Consider the following 19418-nt stretch of genomic DNA (forward strand, 5'->3'; position numbering starts at 1 on the left):
ATGGAGTCCGCGGGCAGGTCAGGCCTTGCGGGCCCGCACCGTCTTCTTCGCGGTGGCCTTCTTGGGCGAGGCCGTGTCCTTCGTGGCGGCGGCCGTCTTCTTCGTGGTGGCGGCAGTCGTCTTGGCGGCGGCCGTCTTCTTCGTGGTGGCCGTCTTCTTCGTGGTGGCCGTCTTCTTCGTGGTGGCGGCAGTCGTCTTGGCGGCGGCCGTCTTGGCCGTCGACGACCCCGCCTTGCCGGCGGCCGTGCCCGTCCGCACCGTGGCCGTCTTCTTCGTGGCCGTGGCACTCGCCGCCACCGCCCTCTTGGCGGCCTTCTTCGCCGCGGCCTTCTTGGCCGGCTTGCGCCCCTGCGAGGGCAGCGCCTCGCTGATCCGGTCGGCCGAGATGATCTCCCGCAGGAACTTGCCGGTGTGGCTCGTCGGTACCCCGGCGACCTCCTCCGGCGTGCCCTCGGCCACGACCAGGCCGCCGCCGTTGCCCCCCTCGGGGCCCATGTCGACGACCCAGTCCGCGGTCTTGATGACGTCGAGGTTGTGCTCGATGACGATGACCGTGTTGCCCTTGTCGACCAGGCCGGAGAGGACCGTGATCAGCTTGCTGATGTCCTCGAAGTGCAGACCGGTGGTCGGCTCGTCCAGGACGTACACGGTCCGGCCCGTGGAGCGCTTCTGGAGTTCGGAGGCCAGCTTCACGCGCTGAGCCTCACCTCCGGAGAGCGTGGGCGCGGACTGGCCGAGGCGCACGTACCCGAGGCCGACGTCGTTGAGCGTCCTCAGGTGGCGGGCGATGGCGGGCACGGCCTCGAAGAAGCCGAGCGCCTCCTCGATCGGCATGTCGAGGACCTCGGCGATGGACTTGCCCTTGTAGTGCACGTCCAGCGTCTCGCGGTTGTAGCGCGCGCCGTGGCAGACCTCGCACGGGACGTACACGTCCGGAAGGAAGTTCATCTCGATCTTGATGGTGCCGTCACCGGAGCAGTTCTCGCAGCGACCGCCCTTGACGTTGAAGGAGAAGCGCCCGGGGAGGTAGCCCCGCACCTTCGCCTCCGTGGTCTCCGCGAAGAGCTTGCGGACGTGGTCGAAGACACCCGTGTACGTCGCCGGGTTCGACCGGGGGGTGCGGCCGATGGGCGACTGGTCGACGTGCACGACCTTGTCGACGAGGTCGTCGCCCTCCACGCGCGTGTGGCGGCCGGGGACGGAGCGGGCGCCGTTCAGCTCCCTGGCCAGGTGCGTGTAGAGGATGTCGTTCACGAGCGTCGACTTGCCGGAGCCCGAGACACCCGTGACGGCCGTGAGGACGCCGAGCGGGAAGGAGACGTCGATGTCCTGGAGGTTGTTCTCCCGGGCGCCGTGCACCGTGAGCTGCCGCGCCGGGTCGGCGGGGCGGCGCACGTCCGGCACCGGGATGGACTTCTTGCCCGAGAGGTACTGGCCGGTGACCGACTTGTCGTTGGCCAGCAGCTCCTTCATGGAGCCGCTGTGCACGACCTTGCCGCCGTGCTCGCCCGCGCCCGGACCGATGTCGACGACCCAGTCGGCGACCTTGATCGTGTCCTCGTCGTGCTCGACGACGATGAGCGTGTTGCCCATGTCGCGCAGGCGTACGAGGGTCTCGATGAGCCGGTGGTTGTCGCGCTGGTGGAGACCGATGGACGGCTCGTCCAGGACGTAGAGCACGCCGACGAGGCCGGAGCCGATCTGGGTGGCCAGACGGATGCGCTGGGCCTCGCCTCCGGAGAGGGTGCCCGCGGCGCGGTTCAGCGAGAGGTAGTCCAGGCCGACGTCGACCAGGAAGCGCAGCCGCTCATTGACCTCCTTGAGGACCCGCTCGGCGATCTTCTTGTCGCGGGCGCCCAGCCTCAGCTCGGCGAGGAAGTCCGCGCAGTCGCTGATGGACATCGCGGAGACCTCGGCGATGGACTTGCCCATGACCGTGACGGCCAGGACGATCGGCTTGAGGCGCGTGCCCTCGCAGGTGGGGCAGGGCACCTCGCGCATGTAGCCCTCGAAGCGCTCGCGGCTGGCGTCGCTCTCGGCCTCGCTGTGGCGGCGCTTGACGAAGGGCACGGCGCCTTCGAAGGCGGTGGTGTAGACCCGCTCGCGGCCGTAGCGGTTGCGGTAGCGGACCTCGATCTGCGTCTTGTGGCCGTACAGCAGGGCCTTCTTGGCGCGCTGCGGGAGGCCTGCCCAGGGCATGTCGGTGGCGAAGCCGAGGGCGTCGGAGAGCGCGTTCACCAGGCGGGCGAAATAGTCCTTGGTGTGGCCGTGCGACCAGGGGTGGATGGCGCCCTCGTCGAGCGACTTGTCCTCGTCCGGGACGATCAGCTCGGGGTCGACCTCCATGCGCGTACCGATGCCCGTGCAGTCGGGGCAGGCGCCGAAGGGCGAGTTGAAGGAGAAGGAGCGGGGCTCCAGCTCCTCGAAGGACAGGTCGTCGTACGGGCAGTAGAGGTGCTCCGAGTACATGCGCTCGCGCTCGGGGTCGTCCTCGGGGAGGTCGACGAAGTCGAGCACGACCATGCCTCCGGAGAGGCCGAGTGCGGTCTCCACCGAGTCGGTCAGGCGGCGCTTGGCGGAGTCCTTCACCGTGAGGCGGTCGACGACCACCTCGATGGTGTGCTTCTCCTGCTTCTTGAGCGTCGGCGGCTCGGAGAGCTGGATCGTCTGGCCGTCGACCCGCGCGCGGGAGTACCCCTTGGTCTGAAGGTCGGCGAAGAGGTCGACGAACTCGCCCTTGCGCTCGCGCACCAGCGGCGACAGGACCTGGAAGCGGCTGCCCTCGGGCAGCTCCAGGACCTTGTCGACGATGGCCTGCGGCGACTGCCGGGTGATGGGGCGGCCGCACTCGGGACAGTGCGGCTTGCCGATGCGCGCGAAGAGCAGGCGCAGGTAGTCGTAGACCTCGGTGATGGTGCCGACCGTCGAGCGCGGGTTGCGCGAGGTCGACTTCTGGTCGATGGAGACCGCCGGGGAGAGGCCCTCGATGAAGTCGACGTCGGGCTTGTCCATCTGGCCGAGGAACTGCCGGGCGTACGAGGACAGCGACTCGACGTACCGCCGCTGGCCCTCGGCGAAGATCGTGTCGAACGCGAGCGAGGACTTGCCCGACCCGGAGAGTCCGGTGAACACGATGAGGGAGTCACGCGGGAGGTCGAGCGAGACGTTCTTAAGATTGTGCTCGCGCGCGCCACGGACGATGAGACGGTCGGCCACGCCGGTCCGCACCTTTCTAGAGAGAAGTGACAGGGACGAAACCCCGTCTTTCACAGACTAGGGCGAGCCACTGACAACGCCGGGCTGGTTCCCTGGTTCACCTGAGGAACACATCCGGACCGTCAAGAATGCCCGATGCCGTCCTCGACCATATAGCACGCACATTCGATTTACGGGGTGACCTGGACTCCTTCACCCGGACGTGTGACGCAGCTATCGTCGGGCCCATGATTGATCATGTGCGCGACCTGGCGTCTGTACGTGACGCGACCGAACGGCTGCTCGCCGCAGCCGGAGAACTGAACAACGATTCGACCGCCGAGCCGTCACGGCTCCGGGGCTGGACCCGCGGCCATGTCCTCGCCCACCTCGCCCGGAACGCGGATGCCCTGGTGAACGTCCTCACCGGCCGCCCCATGTACGCCGACGCGAAGGTGCGGGACGCCGACATCGAGCGGGACGCCCCGCGCGCGCTCGCCGAGCAGCTGGCGGACGTACGGGAGAGCGCCGCCCGCTTCCAGGACGAGGCGGCGAAGCCCGCGGACTGGTCCCGCACGGTGGAGCTCCGCAACGGCGTCATGGACTCCGCGTCGCGGGTGCCGTTCCGGCGATGGGTCGAGGTCGAGCTGCACCACGTCGACCTCGGCATCGGGTACGAGCTGGAGGACCTGCCGGAGGAGTTCGTGCAGCGGGAGATCGCCTTCCTTGCCGCACGCTTCTCGGGGAACCCGGAGGTGCCGCCCACGCGGATCACGGACGGCACGCACGCGTGGAGCACCGGTCGGCAGGGCGCCCCCGACGATGGCACCGTCACCGTCTCGGGGCCCGCGCCCGAGGTGGTCGGCTGGCTCGCCGGCCGCCGTGACGGTGCCGCGTTGAAGACCGAGGGAGGCCTGCTCCCGGCCCTTCCCCCGCTATAGGCTGACGCACATGACGTACAGCGGAGCGGTGAAGGTCGGCGGGCCCGCGGATGTGCACGAGCTGCCGGATCTGATGATCTCCAAGGTCGCGGTCGGACCGATGGACAACAACGCCTACCTGTTGCGGTGCCGGACCACCGGCGAGCAGCTGCTGATCGACGCGGCGAACGACGCCGAGACACTGCTGACGCTGATCGGTGACGACGGCATCGCGTCCGTCGTCACCACGCACCAGCACGGCGACCACTGGCAGGCGCTCGAAGCCGTCGTCGCGGCGACCCGCGCGCGGACGTACGCGGGCCGCGAGGACGTCGAGGGCATCCCCGTGCCGACCGACGTGCCGATGGACGACGGCGACACCCTCCGCGTCGGCCGGGTCGAGCTCACCGCCCGCCACCTGGTGGGCCACACGCCGGGGTCGATCGCGCTCGTCTACGACGACCCGCACGGCCACCCGCACGTCTTCACCGGCGACTGCCTCTTCCCGGGCGGCGTCGGCAACACATGGAAGGACCCGAACGCCTTCGCGAGCCTCATGGACGACGTGGAGACGAAGATCTTCGGGGCGCTCCCGGACGAGACGTGGGTCTACCCCGGCCACGGCAACGACACGACGCTGGGCGCCGAGCGGCCGCACCTTCCGGAGTGGCGCGCCCGGGGCTGGTGAGTCCGGGCAGGGGCGGCGTCACTCCCCGGCGGCCGCCAGCGTCGCCACCCGCTCCACCGCGAAGACGTACCCCTGGACGCCGCACCCCGCGATGACACCGTCGGCGCGCTGCGAGACGTAGCTGTGGTGCCGGAACGCCTCGCGTTGGTGGATGTTGGAGATGTGCACCTCCACCACCGGCAGGCCGTCGCAGGTGTTGAGCGCGTCCAGGATCGCGACGGACGTGTGCGAATAGGCCGCCGGGTTGATGACGATGCCCGCGTGGTGCTCGCGCGCCTCGTGGATCCAGTCGACCAACTCGCCCTCGTGGTTGCTCTGTCGCAGGTCCACCGTGCCGCCGTGCGCGGCCGCCGCCTTCGCGCACAGCGCCTCGACGTCGGCGAGGGTGTCCGAGCCGTAGATCTCGGGCTGGCGCTGCCCGAGAAGGTTCAGGTTCGGGCCGTTCAGGATCATGATCGGGGCGGTGGCGAGGCCACGGGTACTGAGGGTCATGGACGAGGTCTATCACGCCTCCCGCGCGCGGGAACTCGGGTGTGTCTCCAGGGAATACGGCCCTACGCTGCCCGCATGTTCGCCGAACCCGTGTACCCGCCCAAGCCCTCCCCCGGTGACCGCGTCGCCGTGATCTCGCCCTCCAGCGGCCTCCCGGAGATCTTCCCGCTCCCCTACGAACTCGGCCTCGAACGGCTCCGCGAGGAGTTCGGGCTCGAACCGGTGGAGTATCCGACGACGCGCAAGATGGGCGCGACGCCGCGGGAGCGGGCCGACGACATCCACGCGGCGTTCACCGATCCGACGGTCAAGGCCGTCATCGCGAGCATCGGCGGCGACGACCAGATCACCGTACTGCCGCATCTGGACCGGGAGTTGATCCGGTCGCACCCGAAGCCGTTCTTCGGCTACAGCGACAACACCAACCTGCTCGCCTACCTCTGGCAGTGCGGCATCGTCGGCTACCACGGCGCGTCCGTGATGTGCGAGCTGGGCCGGCCGGGCGCGATGGCGCCGCTGACGGAGCGTTCGCTGCGCGCCGCCCTCTTCAGGTCCGGGGCCCATGAGCTGTCCCCCGCCGACCGCTTCCGCGATGTCGACCTGCCCTGGGAGGATCCCGCGAGCCTCGCCGCAGAGCCACCGACCGAGCCGGGCGGCGGCTGGCACTGGCACCGGCCGGAGCGGGTCGTGGAGGGCCGCTCCTGGGGCGGCGAGCTGGAGATCCTCTCCTGGCTGCTGATGACGGACCGTGAGATCGCGCGGGACCTGTCGGCGTATGACGGGTGCGTGCTGTTCTTGGAGACCTCGGAGGAGTTGCTGAGCGCCGACGCGGTGTTCCGCATCCTGCGCGCCATGGGCGAACGCGGGCTGCTGCACCGCTTCCCGGCCCTCCTGATGGGCCGCGCCAAGGCGTGGTCGTTCACCCGCCCCAACGACGCGGATGCGAAGGCCACGCACGTCCATGAGCAGCGGGAAGCCGTGCTGCGGGCGCTCGGCACGTACGCCCCGGACACCATGGCCGTCTTCGACGTGGACCTCGGCCACACCGACCCCCAAGTGGTGATCCCCTATGGCGGGACCGTGCGGGTCGACGGACCGGGGCGGCGCATCACGGTGACGTACTGAGCGACCCGATCACCACCGTGCGCCCCCGTAATCATTCGTCACTCTGGGTAGTCAGGCGGCATGCGCACCACTGAACCCCCCTCCTTGCCGCGGCTCGCGGCGGCCTCGCTCGCCGGGACCGCCATCGAGTTCTACGACTTCTTCATCTACGGGACGGCCGCGGCGCTGGTCCTCGGACCGCTGTTCTTTCCGACGTTCTCCCCGCTGGCGGGCACGCTCGCCGCCTTCGCGACCTTCGGCGTGGGCTTCGTGGCACGGCCGTTGGGGTCGGTCCTCTTCGGGCACATCGGGGACCGGCGCGGGCGGCGGCCCGTACTCGTCGGGTCGCTGCTCCTCACCGGCCTCGCCACGGTCGCCGTCGGCTGCGTACCGACGTACGCATCGATCGGGATCGCCGCTCCCGTGCTCCTCCTTGTGCTGCGGTTTCTGCAAGGGCTCGGTCTCGGTGGCGAGTGGGGTGGCGCCGTGCTGCTGACCGCGGAGCACGCGCCGGCCGAGCGGCGCGGACTGTGGGCGAGCTTTCCGCAGATCGGTCCGCCGGTCGGTTTCCTGCTGGCCAACGGCATCATGCTGATGCTCTCGGCGACCCTTTCCGACGCGCAGTTCGCCGCCTGGGGATGGCGGGTGCCGTTCTGGGCGGCGGGGGTGCTCGCGGCGGTCGGGCTCGCACTGCGCACCTCACTCGCGGAGAGCCCCGACTTCCTGCGGGTGCGTGAGCACGCGCGCGTGCCGCTCGTCGAAGTGGTCCGCGACCACTGGCGGCTGGTGCTCCTGACGGCGGGCGCGCTCGCGGTCGGCTATGCCGTCTTCTACGCGGTGACGACCTGGTCGCTCTCCTACGGAGTGGAGCGGCTCGGCGTCAGCCGCACAGTGATGCTGGCCTGCATCATGGCGGCGGTGGTGGTGAAGGGCGCCCTGACTCCGGTGGTGGCCGTGCTCGGCGACCGGTACGGGCGGCGGCCGCTGTGTCTGCTCGGGTGCGCCGTGTCCGCGCTGTGGATGTTCCCGATGATCGCGCTGCTCGCGACCGGGCAGCCGCTGCTGATGTTCCTCGGCTTCCTGGTGGCGATGATCGCGTTCATCACCATGTTCGCGGTGATCGCCGCGTACCTGCCCGAGCTGTACGAACCGCGTGTGCGCTGTACGGGGGCCGCGGTCGGTTACAACCTCGGCGGGGTGCTCGGCGGGGCGCTCACGCCGATCGTGGCGACGACGGTGGCCCAGGGGGACGGGACGCCGTGGGGCGTGGCCGCGTATCTGACGGGTATCGCCGTGCTGAGCCTCGGCTGTTTCGCGCTGCTCCCCGAGACACGGCCGGTGCGCGAGGCGGTGCCGGCCACGGGGTGAGCCCTGCTCGCCCACGGCGTGACCGCCGGTGCCTACGGCGTGACCGCCAGCTCCAGGTAGGCCGCGAACAGCACCAGGTGGACGCCGCCCTGGAGCGGTGTGGCGCGCCCCGGTACGACCGTGAGCGTGCCGACGATCACGGTGAGGGCGAGCAGCACCATATGGGTCGCGCCCAGGCCGAGCACGAGCGGCCCGGACAGCCACAGGGAGGCGAGGGCGACGGCGGGGATGGTCAGGCCGATGCTGGCCATCGCCGAGCCGAGGGCGAGGTTCAGGCTGGTCTGGACGCGGTCGCGGCGGGTGGCGCGCACGGCCGCGATGGTCTCCGGGAGCAGCACGAGCAGCGCGATGATCACGCCGACGACGGCGTGCGGCATGCCGGCGCTCTCCACGCCCGACTCGATCGTCGGTGACACGCCCTTGGCTAGGCCGACCACGCCGATCAGGGCGAGCGCGAGCAGTCCCAGGCTGGTCAGCGCCTGCCGGGAGGAGGGGCCCTCGGCGTGACTGTCGCCGTCGATGACCTCGCCCTGCTTGGTCAGGGGCAGGAAGTAGTCGCGGTGACGCACGGTCTGCGTGGTGACGAACAGGCCGTACAGGACGAGCGAGGCGACGGCGGCGAAGGTGAGCTGGCTGGGAGAGAACTCCGGGCCCGGCTTGGTGGTGGTGAAGGTCGGCAGGACCAGGCAGAGCGTGGCCAGGGTCGCGACGGTGGCGAGGGCCGCGCCGGTGCCCTCGGGGTTGAAGAGGGCGACGCGGTGGCGCAGCGCGCCGACCAGGAGGCAGAGCCCCACGATGCCATTGCAGGTGATCATCACGGCGGCGAAGACGGTGTCGCGCGCCAGCGTCGAACTCTTGTCGCCGCCGTCGGCCATGAGGGTCACGATCAGCGCCACTTCGATGATCGTGACGGCGATGGCGAGGACGAGTGAGCCGAAGGGTTCGCCGACACGGTGTGCGATCACCTCGGCGTGGTGGACGGCGGCGAGCACCGCTCCCGCGAGGACCAGCGTCACCACGGCGACGACCACACCGGGCAGGTCGCGTCCCCAGGTGAGGGCGAGGAGGACGACCGCGAGGAGCGGGACCACGGCCGTCCACTGCGTGCCGAGCGCCCGGAGCCGAGTGACCATGACTCGATGCTGCCCCGGGCGCTCGGGTGTCGCGACTCGGTGCCGCCCCCCGGCGAGGGGGCGGCACCGGGTGAGACCGTCAGGCCTCGACGCTGTCCTTCTCGGTCTCCCCCGCGGCGGCGGCCTCTGCCGCCGCCTCCTTCTCCTGCTTCTTGGAGGCGATGAGGCTGGTGATCGTGGTGATCACCAGGACGCCGCAGATGACGGAGAGCGAGACCGGGATGGAGATCTCGGGGACGTGCACCCCGTTCTCGTGGAGGGCGTGGAGGACGAGCTTCACGCCGATGAAGCCGAGGATCACCGACAGGCCGTAGCTGAGGTGGACCAGCTTCCTGAGCAGACCGCCGATGAGGAAGTACAGCTGGCGCAGCCCCATGAGGGCGAAGGCGTTGGCGGTGAAGACGATGTACGGGTCCTGGGTGAGGCCGAAGATGGCCGGGATGGAGTCCATCGCGAAGAGCACGTCGGTGGTGCCGATGGCGAGCATGACGACCATGAGGGGCGTCATGATCTTCTTGCCGTTCTTCCGGATGAAGAGCTTCGTGCCCTCGTACCGGTCGGAGACACCGAACTTCTTCTCGACGGACTTCAGGAGGCGGTTCTCCTCCCAGTCCTCTTCCTCCTCGTCGGCACGCGCTTCCTGGATGAGCTTCCAGGCCGTGTAGATGAGGAACGCGCCGAAGATGTAGAAGACCCAGGAGAAGTTGGCGATGACCGCGGCGCCGGCGGCGATGAAGATCGCGCGCAGGACCAGTGCTATCAGTACGCCGAACAGCAGTACGCGCTGCTGGAGGTGGGAGGGCACCGAGAACTTCGCCATGATCAGGATGAAGACGAAGAGGTTGTCGACGGAGAGCGACTTCTCGGTGATGAAGCCCGCGAAGAACTCGCCGGACGCCTGGCTCTCACCCGCGACCAGCAGGCCGACGCCGAAGAGCGCCGCGAGGACGATCCAGACGATCGTCCATATTCCCGCTTCCTTGATCGACACGTCATGGGGCTTGCGCCCGATGAGGAAGTCGACCGCGATCAGGGCACACAGACCTAGAACGGTCGTTACCCACAGGGTCATTGAAACGTCCACTGCGCCTCCGGCTTCGTACGGCTACTGATCAGCGTCGTCGCTGCCGGAGGTCTCTTCCACCCGAGGCGCTCACGCCGAGAATCGGGCCGACGCCCCGGGACCGATGGCGGTCCGTATTGACGGGAACGTCGCAGCCGGGAGTACTCCCCTCCGCTGGTAGAAGAGTACGCGAAACACCAAGGATTGGTAAAGGCGATGGCAAACAAAAACCAAAAGCGCAGCTCAGGGGGTGGCCGAAGTCGCTTTACCGTCTTGCTTCCCGCCCCGCTCCGCCGTCACCGGCCGCCGGTGTGCCGGGCCGCGGCGACCCGTTCGAGTACCTGCCTCAGGATCTGGCTGCCCGCCGGGAGGACCGGTGGGTCGTACGTCCACGCGTGCCCGACCCACGGGTCGGCGAGGTGGTCGTCGGGCACCGGCGTCAGACGCAGCAGCGCTCGCCAGAGAGGGTCGAGCAGCGGCCCGTACTCGGCGGCGTCCTCGCGGTCGGCGACCATCATGAGGTGCACGCCGACGGCCGGGCCTTCGTCGGCGAGGTAGCGCAGCCGGGTCACGGCGCGGTCGTCGAAGCCGTGCGGGAAGTCGTTGACGATCAGGAGCTGCTCGGCGGTGTCCAGGTCCGGGGGCAGCGCGTCGGCGGCGCCGCCGCGGATCGCCATCTGGACGAGGTCCACGCGCTGGGTGAGCCGGGCGAGGACGGCGGAGACCCCGGCCGCCCCGGCTGCCGGGGGCCCGGCGAGGACACCGGCCGACACGAGCGGGGCGAGGGCGGCCGTCGCGGAGCCCGCGGGGTCGATGACGTGCACCTGGAACTCGCCCGCGGGATAGACGGCGAGCAGCCGCGCGGCGTGGGTGACCGCGGTGTCCATGGCGAGGCGGCGCAGTGCGGTGGAGTCGGTGCGGTGGTTGGTGAGGGCTTTGCCGCTGTCGATCCACAGGCCGCGCTCCAGCGGCAGCCTGACGAGCATCGGGACGCGCAGCTCGGGGCGCTCGGGGAGGTGGAGGTCGCCGAGGCGCAGCGCCATCGGGATCTCCATGGGCGCGCGGTAGGCGTGCCAGACGGGGTTGCTCCACGACGCGTACGCCGGGGGAGCGCGGGTTCGACGACGTCGGCCTCGGCGGTGAGCTGGGCGAGGTCGCGGTCGAGGGCCGCCCTGGCCTGGCCGACGAGGTCGGCGTGCTTGGTCCGGGCGCTCTCGCGGGCGGCGTCGCCCGCGCCGCCGATGCGGCTGCGCGGGTCGTCGAGGACCTTGTCGAGCTCCTGCTCCATGCGGGAGTCGGCGAAGTCGACGGCGCTGCGGTACGCGGCCGTGGTGCGGGCCAGGTCTTCGAACATGCCCCACACCTGGTTGTAGAGCCGCTCCTCCATGGACCAGCCGGTGGCGTCGCCCGCCACGGGCTGCGCGGACAGGCCCGGCTCGACCGGGGGCGCGGCGGGAGGCGGCGGCGGTGGCGCGGTGGTCTGTCGTGCGGGGTGGATGTAGTCGACGGGGCCGCCGCCGGCCGGTGTCTCGGTGGGCGTCACGGGTGCGGGGTGGATGTAGTCGACGGGGCCGCCGCCGGCCGGTGTCTCGGCGGGCGTCACGGGTGCGGGGTGGATGTAGTCGACGGGGCCGCCGCCGACCGGTGTCTCGGCGGGCGTCACGGGGCTCTCGCCGCTCGGCCGCTGCGGGGCAGGAGCGGGGCGGTCCTGCCCCGGGCCCGCGTGGTCCTGGGTGGTGGTGCGCAGGCGGGCGTCGTCGGCGGGGCGGGGCGCCGGCGCGGCCACGGAACGGGCCAGGCCCTGGGCCACCGCGTCATCGATGGCGCCCGCGAGCTCGCGGGCCTGGGGCAGGCCCTGGTCGGTGAGCATCTCGGCGAGGCCGCCCGCGTACCCCTGGCCGACGGCGCGGACCTTCCAGGCGCCCTGGCGGCGGTAGAGCTCCAGGGCGACGACCGCGGACTCGGCGTCGAGGTCGGTGATGGTGTAGCTGGCCACCTCGGTGCCGTCGAGTCCGGTGACCGCGACGAAAGGCGCCGCGAGAGCGCGGAAGCTGACGGGGCTCCCGGCGCCGGCGGGCAACGCGAGCAGGACGCTGACCCGGTGGACGGTCTCCGGCAGGGCGCCGAGGTCGACGGCGAGACGGTGGTCGGCCGCCGCCTGCTTGGACACCTCCAGGCCCGGCAGGATGGGCGCGCCGGGGTGGGCCACCCACTCCGCTCCGGGGACCCTGCCCTGGTCGTCGCCGAGGGTGGCCCCCGCCACGATCGGCTCGCCGGCCGAGACCCGGATCTCCAGGCGGGTCCCGGGCAGCGGATGGTTCTGCCCTCGCACCAGCTCGGCCGTCATCGCGTTGTTCCCCCTCGTACGGACGGTGTTTACAGGTGCGGCAGGATCGACGGCATCAGGTCCTGGAAGGTTCGGCCGTTGGCGGGGTTGCCGATGGCCGTCATCTGCCAGCCCGCGCCCGCGCGGTGGACCTTCGCCATGATCTGGGCGGTGTACTGGCCGCCGCCGTCCAGGGTGTAGCGGGCCAGCTCCTGGCCGTTGGTCTCGTCGACCAGGCGGCAGAACGCGTCTCGCACCTCCTGGAAGGTCTGGCCGGTGAAGGAGTTCACCGTGAAGACGATCTGGTCGATGTGGACGGGGACCCGCTGGAGGTCGACGAGGATCGCCTCGTCGTCGCCGCCCTGGCCGACACCGCCGACGAGGTTGTCGCCGGTGTGCCGCACGGAGCCGTCGTCGCTGACCAGGTGGCGGAAGAAGACGACGTCCACGGGCTGCTTGTCCGCGAACAGGACCGCCGAGGCGTCCAGGTCGACCTCTCGGGTCCGGGTGCCGAACAGGCCGCGGCGCGGGGCCGCCTGCCATCCGAGTCCCATGCGCACCGCGGTCAGGGCGCCCCCGTCGTTCTTCTGCAGGCTGATGGCCTGACCCTTGGTCATGTTGACCGTCACGCGCTGTCCCCTCTCGAACTGCCTGGGCGACCGCCTCTTGCGGTTGCCCAGCACCCTATGCAGCGTCATCCGTGCGGCCGCACGGGTGACCGCACTTTGTGGCGGTCTTGCAACAGACCGGCCAGTACGCCGATTCCCCCCTCTCCAGGGCGTGCTTCCAGGCCCCGGGCGTGCTCCTAGGCCTGCCCCGCCTCCTTCATCTGCCGCAGTTCCTTCTTCATCTCCGACACCTCGTCGCGCAGCCGCGCGGCGATCTCGAACTGGAGGTCAGCGGCGGCCGCGCGCATGCGCGCCGTCATCTCCTCGATCTGCTCGGCCAGTTCGGCCGCGGGGCGGTCGGTGGGAACCGTCTGGCCCTTCTTGCCCTTGGCCTTGGCCTTTGCGGAAGTGGCCGCTCCGCCGCCCGCCTTGGCCGCGTCGCCGCCGAGCGCGGGCACCGGCGCCTTGGCACCCTTGCCGGCCTTCGGCTTGCGGTACTCGGAGCCGAGGAGCTGCTCGGTGTCGACCTCTTCGCGCGCGATCGCCGACACGATGTCGTTGATCTTCTTGCGCAGCGGCTGCGGGTCGATGCCCCTCTCCTTGTTGTACGCGATCTGCTTCTCCCGGCGGCGGTTGGTCTCGTCGATGGCCTTCTCCATCGCCGGGGTGATCTTGTCGGCGTACATGTGGACCTGGCCGGAGACATTGCGCGCGGCGCGGCCGATGGTCTGGATCAGGGAGGTGCCCGACCGCAGGAAGCCCTCCTTGTCGGCGTCCAGGATGGCCACCAGGGAAACCTCGGGCAGGTCGAGGCCCTCCCGGAGGAGGTTGATGCCGACCAGGACGTCGTACTCCCCGGAGCGCAGTTCGCGCAGGAGCTCGACGCGGCGCAGGGTGTCGACGTCGCTGTGCAGGTAGCGGACCTGGATGCCGAGCTCAAGGAAGTAGTCGGTGAGGTCCTCGGCCATCTTCTTGGTGAGGGTGGTGACCAGGACGCGCTCGTCCTTCTCGGTGCGCGTGCGGATCTCGTGCACCAGGTCGTCGATCTGGCCCTCGGTGGGCTTGACGACGACCTCGGGGTCGACGAGGCCGGTGGGGCGGATGATCTGCTCGACGAAGCCGTCGCCGCGCGAGAGCTCGTACTTCCCCGGGGTGGCGGAGAGGTAGACCGTCTGTCCGATGCGGCCGAGGAACTCCTCCCACTTCAGGGGGCGGTTGTCCAGGGCGGAGGGCAGCCGGAAGCCGTGGTCGACGAGAGTGCGCTTGCGGGAGGCGTCACCCTCGTACATCGCGCCGATCTGCGGGACCGTGACGTGCGACTCGTCCAGGACGAGGAGGAAGTCCTCGGGGAAGTAGTCCAGGAGGGTGTTGGGGGCGGTGCCGGGCGCGCGGTCGTCGAAGTGCATCGAGTAGTTCTCGACGCCGGAGCAGGAGCCGATCTGGCGGAGCATCTCCAGGTCGTACGTGGTGCGCATGCGCAGACGCTGGGCCTCCAGCATCTTGCCCTGCTTCTCCAGCTCGGCGAGGCGCTCGGTGAGCTCCTTCTCGATGCCGTTGACCGCCTTCTCCAGGCGCTCGGGTCCCGCCACGTAGTGCGAGGCGGGGAAGACGTACAGGTGGTCGTCGTCGCTGATGACCTCGCCGGTGAGCGGGTGGAGCGTGGAGAGCGCCTCGATCTCGTCACCGAACATCTCGATGCGGACGGCCAGCTCCTCGTAGACCGGGAAGATCTCGATGGTGTCGCCGCGGACGCGGAAGGTGCCGCGGGTGAACGCCAGGTCGTTGCGCGTGTACTGGATGTCCACGAAGCGGCGCAGCAGCTGGTCGCGGTCGATCTCGTCGCCGACCTTGAGCGGGACCATCCGGTCCACGTACTCCTGGGGGGTGCCGAGGCCGTAGATGCAGGAGACGGAGGCGACCACGACGACGTCGCGGCGGGTCAGCAGCGAGTTCGTCGCGGAGTGGCGCAGGCGCTCCACCTCTTCGTTGATCGAGGAGTCCTTCTCGATGTAGGTGTCCGACTGCGGGACATACGCCTCGGGCTGGTAGTAGTCGTAGTACGAGACGAAGTACTCGACGGCGTTGTCCGGGAGGAGTTCGCGGAACTCGTTCGCCAGCTGGGCGGCCAGGGTCTTGTTCGGCGCCATCACGAGGGTGGGGCGCTGAAGCTTCTCGATCATCCACGCGGTGGTGGCCGACTTGCCGGTGCCGGTCGCGCCGAGCAGGACGACATCCTTCTCACCTGCGCGGATGCGCCGCTCCAGGTCGGCGATGGCCGCCGGCTGGTCGCCGCTGGGCTGGTACGGACTGACGACCTCGAAAGGTGCCACCGTGCGTTCGATCTTGGATACGGGCCGCATGGAATCCACCGTACGACCCCGCACTGACAACCGGGCGGGATCAAGGGCTCAGCGGCGCTCCCTCACCAGCTCTGCGGGGTGCGCGAGCGGGGCCGACGGCCGGATCCGCGGCGGGGCGCGGGGGCGTGCCGGTCGCCCGGGCGGGGGACGGCATAGGGCGGGCGGGGGCGTCCGGGGTGCGTGCCGCTGCGGGGGCCCGGCTGCCGGCCGGTGCTCCTGGTGTCGGGCTGCCGCCCGCCCATCACCATGAGCGGGTCGAACATCACGATGACGCCCGCGAGGAGCAGGAAGGCGAGCGGGCCGATCATCATCGGCGCGAGGATCTCGGCGGGCGAGTCACCGGGCGGCGCCGTGTCCGGACCGTGCAGATGGACGCTGAGGGCCGCCATCCCGGTGTAGTGCATGCCGCTGACGGCCAGCCCCATGACGAGGCTCGCGCCGAGGCTCCACAGGAAACCTCTGACCTGCCCGGCCGCCCAGAGCGCGGCGGTGGCGGCCACCATGGCGATCACCACGGACGCTGCGACGGTGAGCGTGTTGTACTCCAGCGTCCCGCGAAGACGCATACCGGCCATTCCCAGGTAGTGCATCGAGGCCACACCGAGGCCCGTGATCGTCCCGCCGGTGAACAGGGCGGTGCCGGTCGCGCCGCGGTAGCCGACGATGAAGATGCCGATGCCGACCATGACAATGGCGACGGCGAGACTCGCGAAGGTCAGCGCCTTGTCGTAGTGGATCGGCGCCTCCTTGACGGTGAAGCCCATCATCGCCACGAAGTGCATGGTCCAGATGCCGGAGCCGATCGCGGCCGAGCCGAGCGCGAGCCAGCCGGGCCGCCAGGAGTGGGAGACGAGCAGCGATCTGGTCGTGCAGCGCAGCCCGAGCGCTCCTCCGAGGCAGGCCATGACGTAGGCCACCACCGGTGTGACGACTCCGTAGCTGAACCCGTCGACCGTGCCCTGCATGCGCGGTAGCCCTTCCGCCTGTTGTGCTCAAATGTCCCGGAACGCCCCAAACACCCCCTACCGTCGGCCATCTGAAAGACCGTTGGTTGAGGCAGAGAGTAAAGCTCACCCGGGACGTCCAAACGATTTTCCGGCAAAGAACCGCGTTACCCGCGCGCGGGGTCCTCGACCGTGGTGACTTCGTTCAACCTGTGGCCATCCTGCACCTGTTTGTCGTTGGCCGTGGACTGTCACTCTCGACCGGTCCGCGATCTCAACGACGCGAGGAGTACCCGTGTACGCACGCGCTGCCGCTGCCGCCACCGCCGCCCTCATGGGAGCCGGTGCACTCGTCCTCCCCACCGCCACCGCCGCCGCGCGGACGCCGGTGGCGCCGACCACCGGCGACCACGACAGACCGCTGGTGGTCGCCCACCGCGGCGCCTCCGCCTACGCCCCGGAGAACACCCTGGCGGCCATCGACAAGGCCCGCGCCATGGGGTTCCGCTGGGTCGAGAACGACGTCCAGCGCACCAAGGACGGCGAGCTGGTGATCATGCACGACGACAACCTGAAGCGGACGACGAACGTGGAGGAGGTCTTCCCCGGCCGCGCCCCCTGGAAGGTGCGCGACTTCACGGCGGCCGAGATCGCGAAGCTCGACGCGGGCAGCTGGTTCAGCCCGAAGTACGCGGGTGAGCGCGTGCCGACCCTCGCGCAGTACATGCGCCGGGTCTCGCGCAACCACCAGAAGCTCGTCTTCGAGTTCAAGAAGCCCGAGCTCTACCCGGGCATCGAGAAGCAGGGCCTGCGGGTGCTCCGCGAGACGGGCTGGCTCGACAAGCACCACGTCAAGAGCAAGCTGGTCATCCAGAGCTTCAGCGCCGACAGTGTGAAGACCGTGCACAAGCTGCGGCCGGACGTGAAGACGGGCTTCCTCGGCACACCCGCGATCGCCGATCTGCCCGCGTACGCGAGGTTCGCCGACCAGATCAACTCGACGCACACCTCCATCTCGACCGGCTACGTCGCCGCGATCCACGCGTTCCAGGGGCCGCACGGCAAGCCCCTGGAGATCTACACGTGGACGGTCAACGACGCCGCGAACGCGCGGCGCGCCGCGGGCTTCGGTGTGGACGGGATCATCACCAACACGCCCGACGTCGTACGCGAGGCGCTGCGCGACGACTGACGCACCGCGTTGGGCGGCTGACGCACCGCGTTGTCAGTGGCCGGTCGTACGGTGGTCGGCATGAACGCCAATGCGCAGGAGCGGGGCCGGGGGCCGAGTGCTGACGCGGGCCGGGGCCAGGACGTGGGCGGGGACCAGGGCGCGGGCGGAAACCCGGGCCGGCGCCGGGGACCGGAGTCGCGTCAGGTCGTGTGGGACGTCGTCGGCAGCGACATCGGCCTTCTGCTCCTCGCCGCGTCCGGCGCCGGTCTCGTCACCGTGGCCTTCCACGCCACGGACGACGTGCGCGACAAGGCCGTGGACCGGCTCGGCTCCCGTCTGGGGGCCGAGCCGGTGCGGGCACCGGAGTCACCGCTGCTCGCCGAGCCGATACGGCAGCTCGCGGCCTACTTCGCGGGCGAGCGGCGCGATTTCGAGCTGCCGCTGGACTGGTCGCTGATCTCCGGCTTCAACCGCCGGGTGCTGCGCGAGCTCGCCTCCGGGGTGCCGTTCGGCACGGTGGTGGGCTACGGCGACCTGGCCCGCCGCGTCGGGCAGCCGGGTGCCGCCCAGGCCGTCGGCATCGCGATGGGCGCCAATCCCCTGCCGGTGGTGGTGCCGTGCCACCGCGTGGTGGAGAGCGACGGAGGCATCGGCGGCTTCGGCGGTGGTCTGGAGACCAAACGGCAACTGCTCGCACTGGAGGGGGTGCTCCCCCAGCCGTTGTTCTGACGTGATCCGGTTCCGCGTCCGCGGAGCCCCTGGCACACTGCGTCAGTGACCAAGACCCTCGACGCCCCTGACATACCCGCGCCGGAGGCGCTGCCCGCCCTGCGCCGCCGCACGACGGCGGTGCTGATCGCCAGTCAGATCCTCGGCGGGCTCGGCATTCCGGTCGGCATCGCGCTGGCCCCTGTGCTCGCCACCGAGGTGAGCGGGACCGAGGCGCTGTCGGGTCTCGCCCCCACCGCTTCCGTGGCCGGTACGGCCCTGCTCTCGCTGCCGCTCGCCGCGCTGATGACCTCACGCGGGCGGCGGGCGGGTCTCGTCCTCGCGTATGTGATCGGCGCGCTCGGAGCGGGGCTCGTGGTGCTGGCCTCCGTCATCGAGAACCTCCCGCTGCTGCTGCTCGGCATGGCGGCCTTCGGCGGGGGGTCGCTGGCCACGCTACAGGCCCGTTTCGCCGCGGCCGACCTCGCCGAGCCCGAGCGGCGGGGCCGCGCCATCTCCCTCGTCATCTGGGCCACCACCATCGGCTCGGTCCTGGGGCCGAACATCGCCGCGCCCACGAGCCGGCTCTTCTCCGGCACCGCCATCCCCGAGACGGCGGGACCGTTCCTCTTCGCGGCCGGGATCTTCACGGTCGCCGCGCTCGTGGTGGGGGTGCTGCTGCGCCCCGACCCGCTGCTCACCGCGCGCGCCCTGGCGCCGCAGGAGGACGACACCGCGCAGAGCCGCTCGCTGCGGGCCGGCATCGCCGCCGTGGCCGCCTCCCCGATGGCCCGCCTGGCGCTGGTGACGGTCGCCGTCTCGCACACGGTGATGGTCTCGATCATGGTGATGACCCCGGTCGACCTGGGACACCACGGCGCGAGCCTGCAACTGATCGGGCTGGTCATCAGCGGTCACATCGCGGGCATGTACGCGTTCTCGCCGGTGATGGGCTGGCTGGCCGACCGGTTCGGCCGCCTGTCCGTGATCGGCCTGACGGTGGCACTGCTGAGCTGCGCCGCGCTGCTCGCCGGCACCGCGGGGCCGAGCCACGGACAGACCGCCGCCGGTCTCTTCGTGCTCGGCCTCGGCTGGTCGGCGGGCCTGGTCTCCGGCTCCGCGCTGCTCACCGACTCGGTGGCGCCGCCCGCCCGGGCCGCCGTGCAGGGCCTCTCGGACCTCACGATGAACGCGGCGGCGGGCATCGGCGGCGCACTCGCGGGCCTGATCGTGGCCCGGGCTGGCGACGGCTGGCTGAACCTCGTCGGGGTCTGCGTCCTGCTGCCGATGGCCGCGCTCGCCGTACGCCGGGCGGTGGCGGGCAAGAAGGCGTGA

General features: G+C 70.5%; 16 protein-coding genes. 7 read left to right on the forward strand and 9 right to left on the reverse strand.

Features of this window, described 5'->3' with window-relative positions; all coding sequences use genetic code 11:
• Positions 1-18: 18 nt before the first annotated feature.
• The gene (gene uvrA / locus ACOBQB_RS18725) at positions 19-3216 is read right to left on the reverse strand and encodes an excinuclease ABC subunit UvrA (protein ID WP_423593153.1); all 3198 of its coding nucleotides are present in this window, start codon (positions 3214-3216) and stop codon (positions 19-21) included.
• A 227-nt stretch (positions 3217-3443) separates the two neighbouring features.
• Between uvrA and ACOBQB_RS18730 the strand changes: the two genes are divergently transcribed.
• Positions 3444-4136, forward strand: a complete 693-nt coding sequence (locus ACOBQB_RS18730) for a maleylpyruvate isomerase family mycothiol-dependent enzyme (RefSeq protein ID WP_423593154.1) — start codon at positions 3444-3446, stop codon at positions 4134-4136.
• 10 nt (positions 4137-4146) lie between these two features.
• On the forward strand, positions 4147-4803 hold the full coding sequence (locus ACOBQB_RS18735) for an MBL fold metallo-hydrolase (protein WP_423593155.1): 657 nt from the start codon (positions 4147-4149) through the stop codon (positions 4801-4803).
• An 18-nt stretch (positions 4804-4821) separates the two neighbouring features.
• On the opposite strand, the gene aroQ is transcribed toward ACOBQB_RS18735, so the two are convergent.
• Complete coding sequence (gene aroQ, locus ACOBQB_RS18740) at positions 4822-5295, reverse strand: type II 3-dehydroquinate dehydratase (protein ID WP_423593157.1); 474 nt, start codon at positions 5293-5295, stop codon at positions 4822-4824.
• A 75-nt stretch (positions 5296-5370) separates the two neighbouring features.
• On the opposite strand from aroQ, the gene ACOBQB_RS18745 reads away from it, so the two are divergent.
• Entirely contained in the window at positions 5371-6420 is a 1050-nt protein-coding gene (locus ACOBQB_RS18745; protein ID WP_423593159.1) for a S66 family peptidase, read from the forward strand.
• 60 nt (positions 6421-6480) lie between these two features.
• On the forward strand, positions 6481-7767 hold the full coding sequence (locus tag ACOBQB_RS18750) for an MFS transporter (RefSeq protein WP_423593161.1): 1287 nt from the start codon (positions 6481-6483) through the stop codon (positions 7765-7767).
• Positions 7768-7799: 32 nt separating this feature from the next.
• Here the strand turns inward: ACOBQB_RS18750 and ACOBQB_RS18755 are convergent, their stop codons facing one another.
• The 7 genes from ACOBQB_RS18755 to ACOBQB_RS18785 all read right to left on the reverse strand — a co-directional run bounded on the left by ACOBQB_RS18755 (position 7800) and on the right by ACOBQB_RS18785 (position 16222).
• Positions 7800-8900, reverse strand: coding sequence for a calcium:proton antiporter (locus ACOBQB_RS18755; RefSeq protein WP_423593163.1), 1101 nt, complete (start codon positions 8898-8900; stop codon positions 7800-7802).
• A gap of 79 nt (positions 8901-8979) precedes the next feature.
• Positions 8980-9984, reverse strand: a complete 1005-nt coding sequence (locus tag ACOBQB_RS18760) for a TerC family protein (RefSeq protein ID WP_423593164.1) — start codon at positions 9982-9984, stop codon at positions 8980-8982.
• A gap of 275 nt (positions 9985-10259) precedes the next feature.
• Positions 10260-10640, reverse strand: a complete 381-nt coding sequence (locus tag ACOBQB_RS18765; protein WP_423593166.1) for a hypothetical protein — start codon at positions 10638-10640, stop codon at positions 10260-10262.
• Complete coding sequence (locus tag ACOBQB_RS18770) at positions 10574-12310, reverse strand: TerD family protein (protein WP_423593167.1); 1737 nt, start codon at positions 12308-12310, stop codon at positions 10574-10576. Before ACOBQB_RS18770 ends, ACOBQB_RS18765 begins: the two co-directional genes overlap by 67 nt.
• Before the next feature lie 29 nt (positions 12311-12339).
• The gene (locus tag ACOBQB_RS18775; RefSeq protein ID WP_423593168.1) at positions 12340-12918 is read right to left on the reverse strand and encodes a TerD family protein; all 579 of its coding nucleotides are present in this window, start codon (positions 12916-12918) and stop codon (positions 12340-12342) included.
• A 176-nt stretch (positions 12919-13094) separates the two neighbouring features.
• A complete protein-coding gene (gene uvrB, locus ACOBQB_RS18780; RefSeq protein ID WP_423593170.1) occupies positions 13095-15257 on the reverse strand; it encodes an excinuclease ABC subunit UvrB in 2163 nt (720 codons plus the stop codon).
• Positions 15258-15319: 62 nt separating this feature from the next.
• Complete coding sequence (locus tag ACOBQB_RS18785) at positions 15320-16222, reverse strand: MHYT domain-containing protein (RefSeq protein ID WP_423593172.1); 903 nt, start codon at positions 16220-16222, stop codon at positions 15320-15322.
• Between the two features lie 274 nt (positions 16223-16496).
• On the opposite strand from ACOBQB_RS18785, the gene ACOBQB_RS18790 reads away from it, so the two are divergent.
• From ACOBQB_RS18790 to ACOBQB_RS18800, 3 genes are read left to right on the forward strand one after another with little or no spacing between them, the layout of a single operon-like run.
• On the forward strand, positions 16497-17393 hold the full coding sequence (locus ACOBQB_RS18790; protein ID WP_423593173.1) for a glycerophosphodiester phosphodiesterase: 897 nt from the start codon (positions 16497-16499) through the stop codon (positions 17391-17393).
• Between the two features lie 60 nt (positions 17394-17453).
• A complete protein-coding gene (locus ACOBQB_RS18795; RefSeq protein ID WP_423593174.1) occupies positions 17454-18104 on the forward strand; it encodes a methylated-DNA--[protein]-cysteine S-methyltransferase in 651 nt (216 codons plus the stop codon).
• Between the two features lie 45 nt (positions 18105-18149).
• Positions 18150-19418 (forward strand): MFS transporter, encoded by a 1269-nt coding sequence (locus ACOBQB_RS18800; protein WP_423593176.1) that lies wholly within the window; start codon positions 18150-18152, stop codon positions 19416-19418.

The sequence above is a fragment of the Streptomyces sp. G5(2025) genome, from assembly GCF_049542075.1.
Taxonomy (GTDB): domain Bacteria; phylum Actinomycetota; class Actinomycetes; order Streptomycetales; family Streptomycetaceae; genus Streptomyces.

Coding starts and splice junctions, on each gene's coding strand:
- ACOBQB_RS18730 (WP_423593154.1), top strand. CDS start 3,444: ATGATTGATCATGTGCGCGACCTGGCGTCTGTACGTGACGCGACCGAA.
- ACOBQB_RS18735 (WP_423593155.1), top strand. CDS start 4,147: ATGACGTACAGCGGAGCGGTGAAGGTCGGCGGGCCCGCGGATGTGCAC.
- aroQ (WP_423593157.1), bottom strand. CDS start 5,295: ATGACCCTCAGTACCCGTGGCCTCGCCACCGCCCCGATCATGATCCTG.
- ACOBQB_RS18745 (WP_423593159.1), top strand. CDS start 5,371: ATGTTCGCCGAACCCGTGTACCCGCCCAAGCCCTCCCCCGGTGACCGC.
- ACOBQB_RS18750 (WP_423593161.1), top strand. CDS start 6,481: ATGCGCACCACTGAACCCCCCTCCTTGCCGCGGCTCGCGGCGGCCTCG.
- ACOBQB_RS18755 (WP_423593163.1), bottom strand. CDS start 8,900: ATGGTCACTCGGCTCCGGGCGCTCGGCACGCAGTGGACGGCCGTGGTC.
- ACOBQB_RS18765 (WP_423593166.1), bottom strand. CDS start 10,640: ATGGCGATCCGCGGCGGCGCCGCCGACGCGCTGCCCCCGGACCTGGAC.
- ACOBQB_RS18770 (WP_423593167.1), bottom strand. CDS start 12,310: ATGACGGCCGAGCTGGTGCGAGGGCAGAACCATCCGCTGCCCGGGACC.
- uvrB (WP_423593170.1), bottom strand. CDS start 15,257: ATGCGGCCCGTATCCAAGATCGAACGCACGGTGGCACCTTTCGAGGTC.
- ACOBQB_RS18785 (WP_423593172.1), bottom strand. CDS start 16,222: ATGCAGGGCACGGTCGACGGGTTCAGCTACGGAGTCGTCACACCGGTG.
- ACOBQB_RS18795 (WP_423593174.1), top strand. CDS start 17,454: ATGAACGCCAATGCGCAGGAGCGGGGCCGGGGGCCGAGTGCTGACGCG.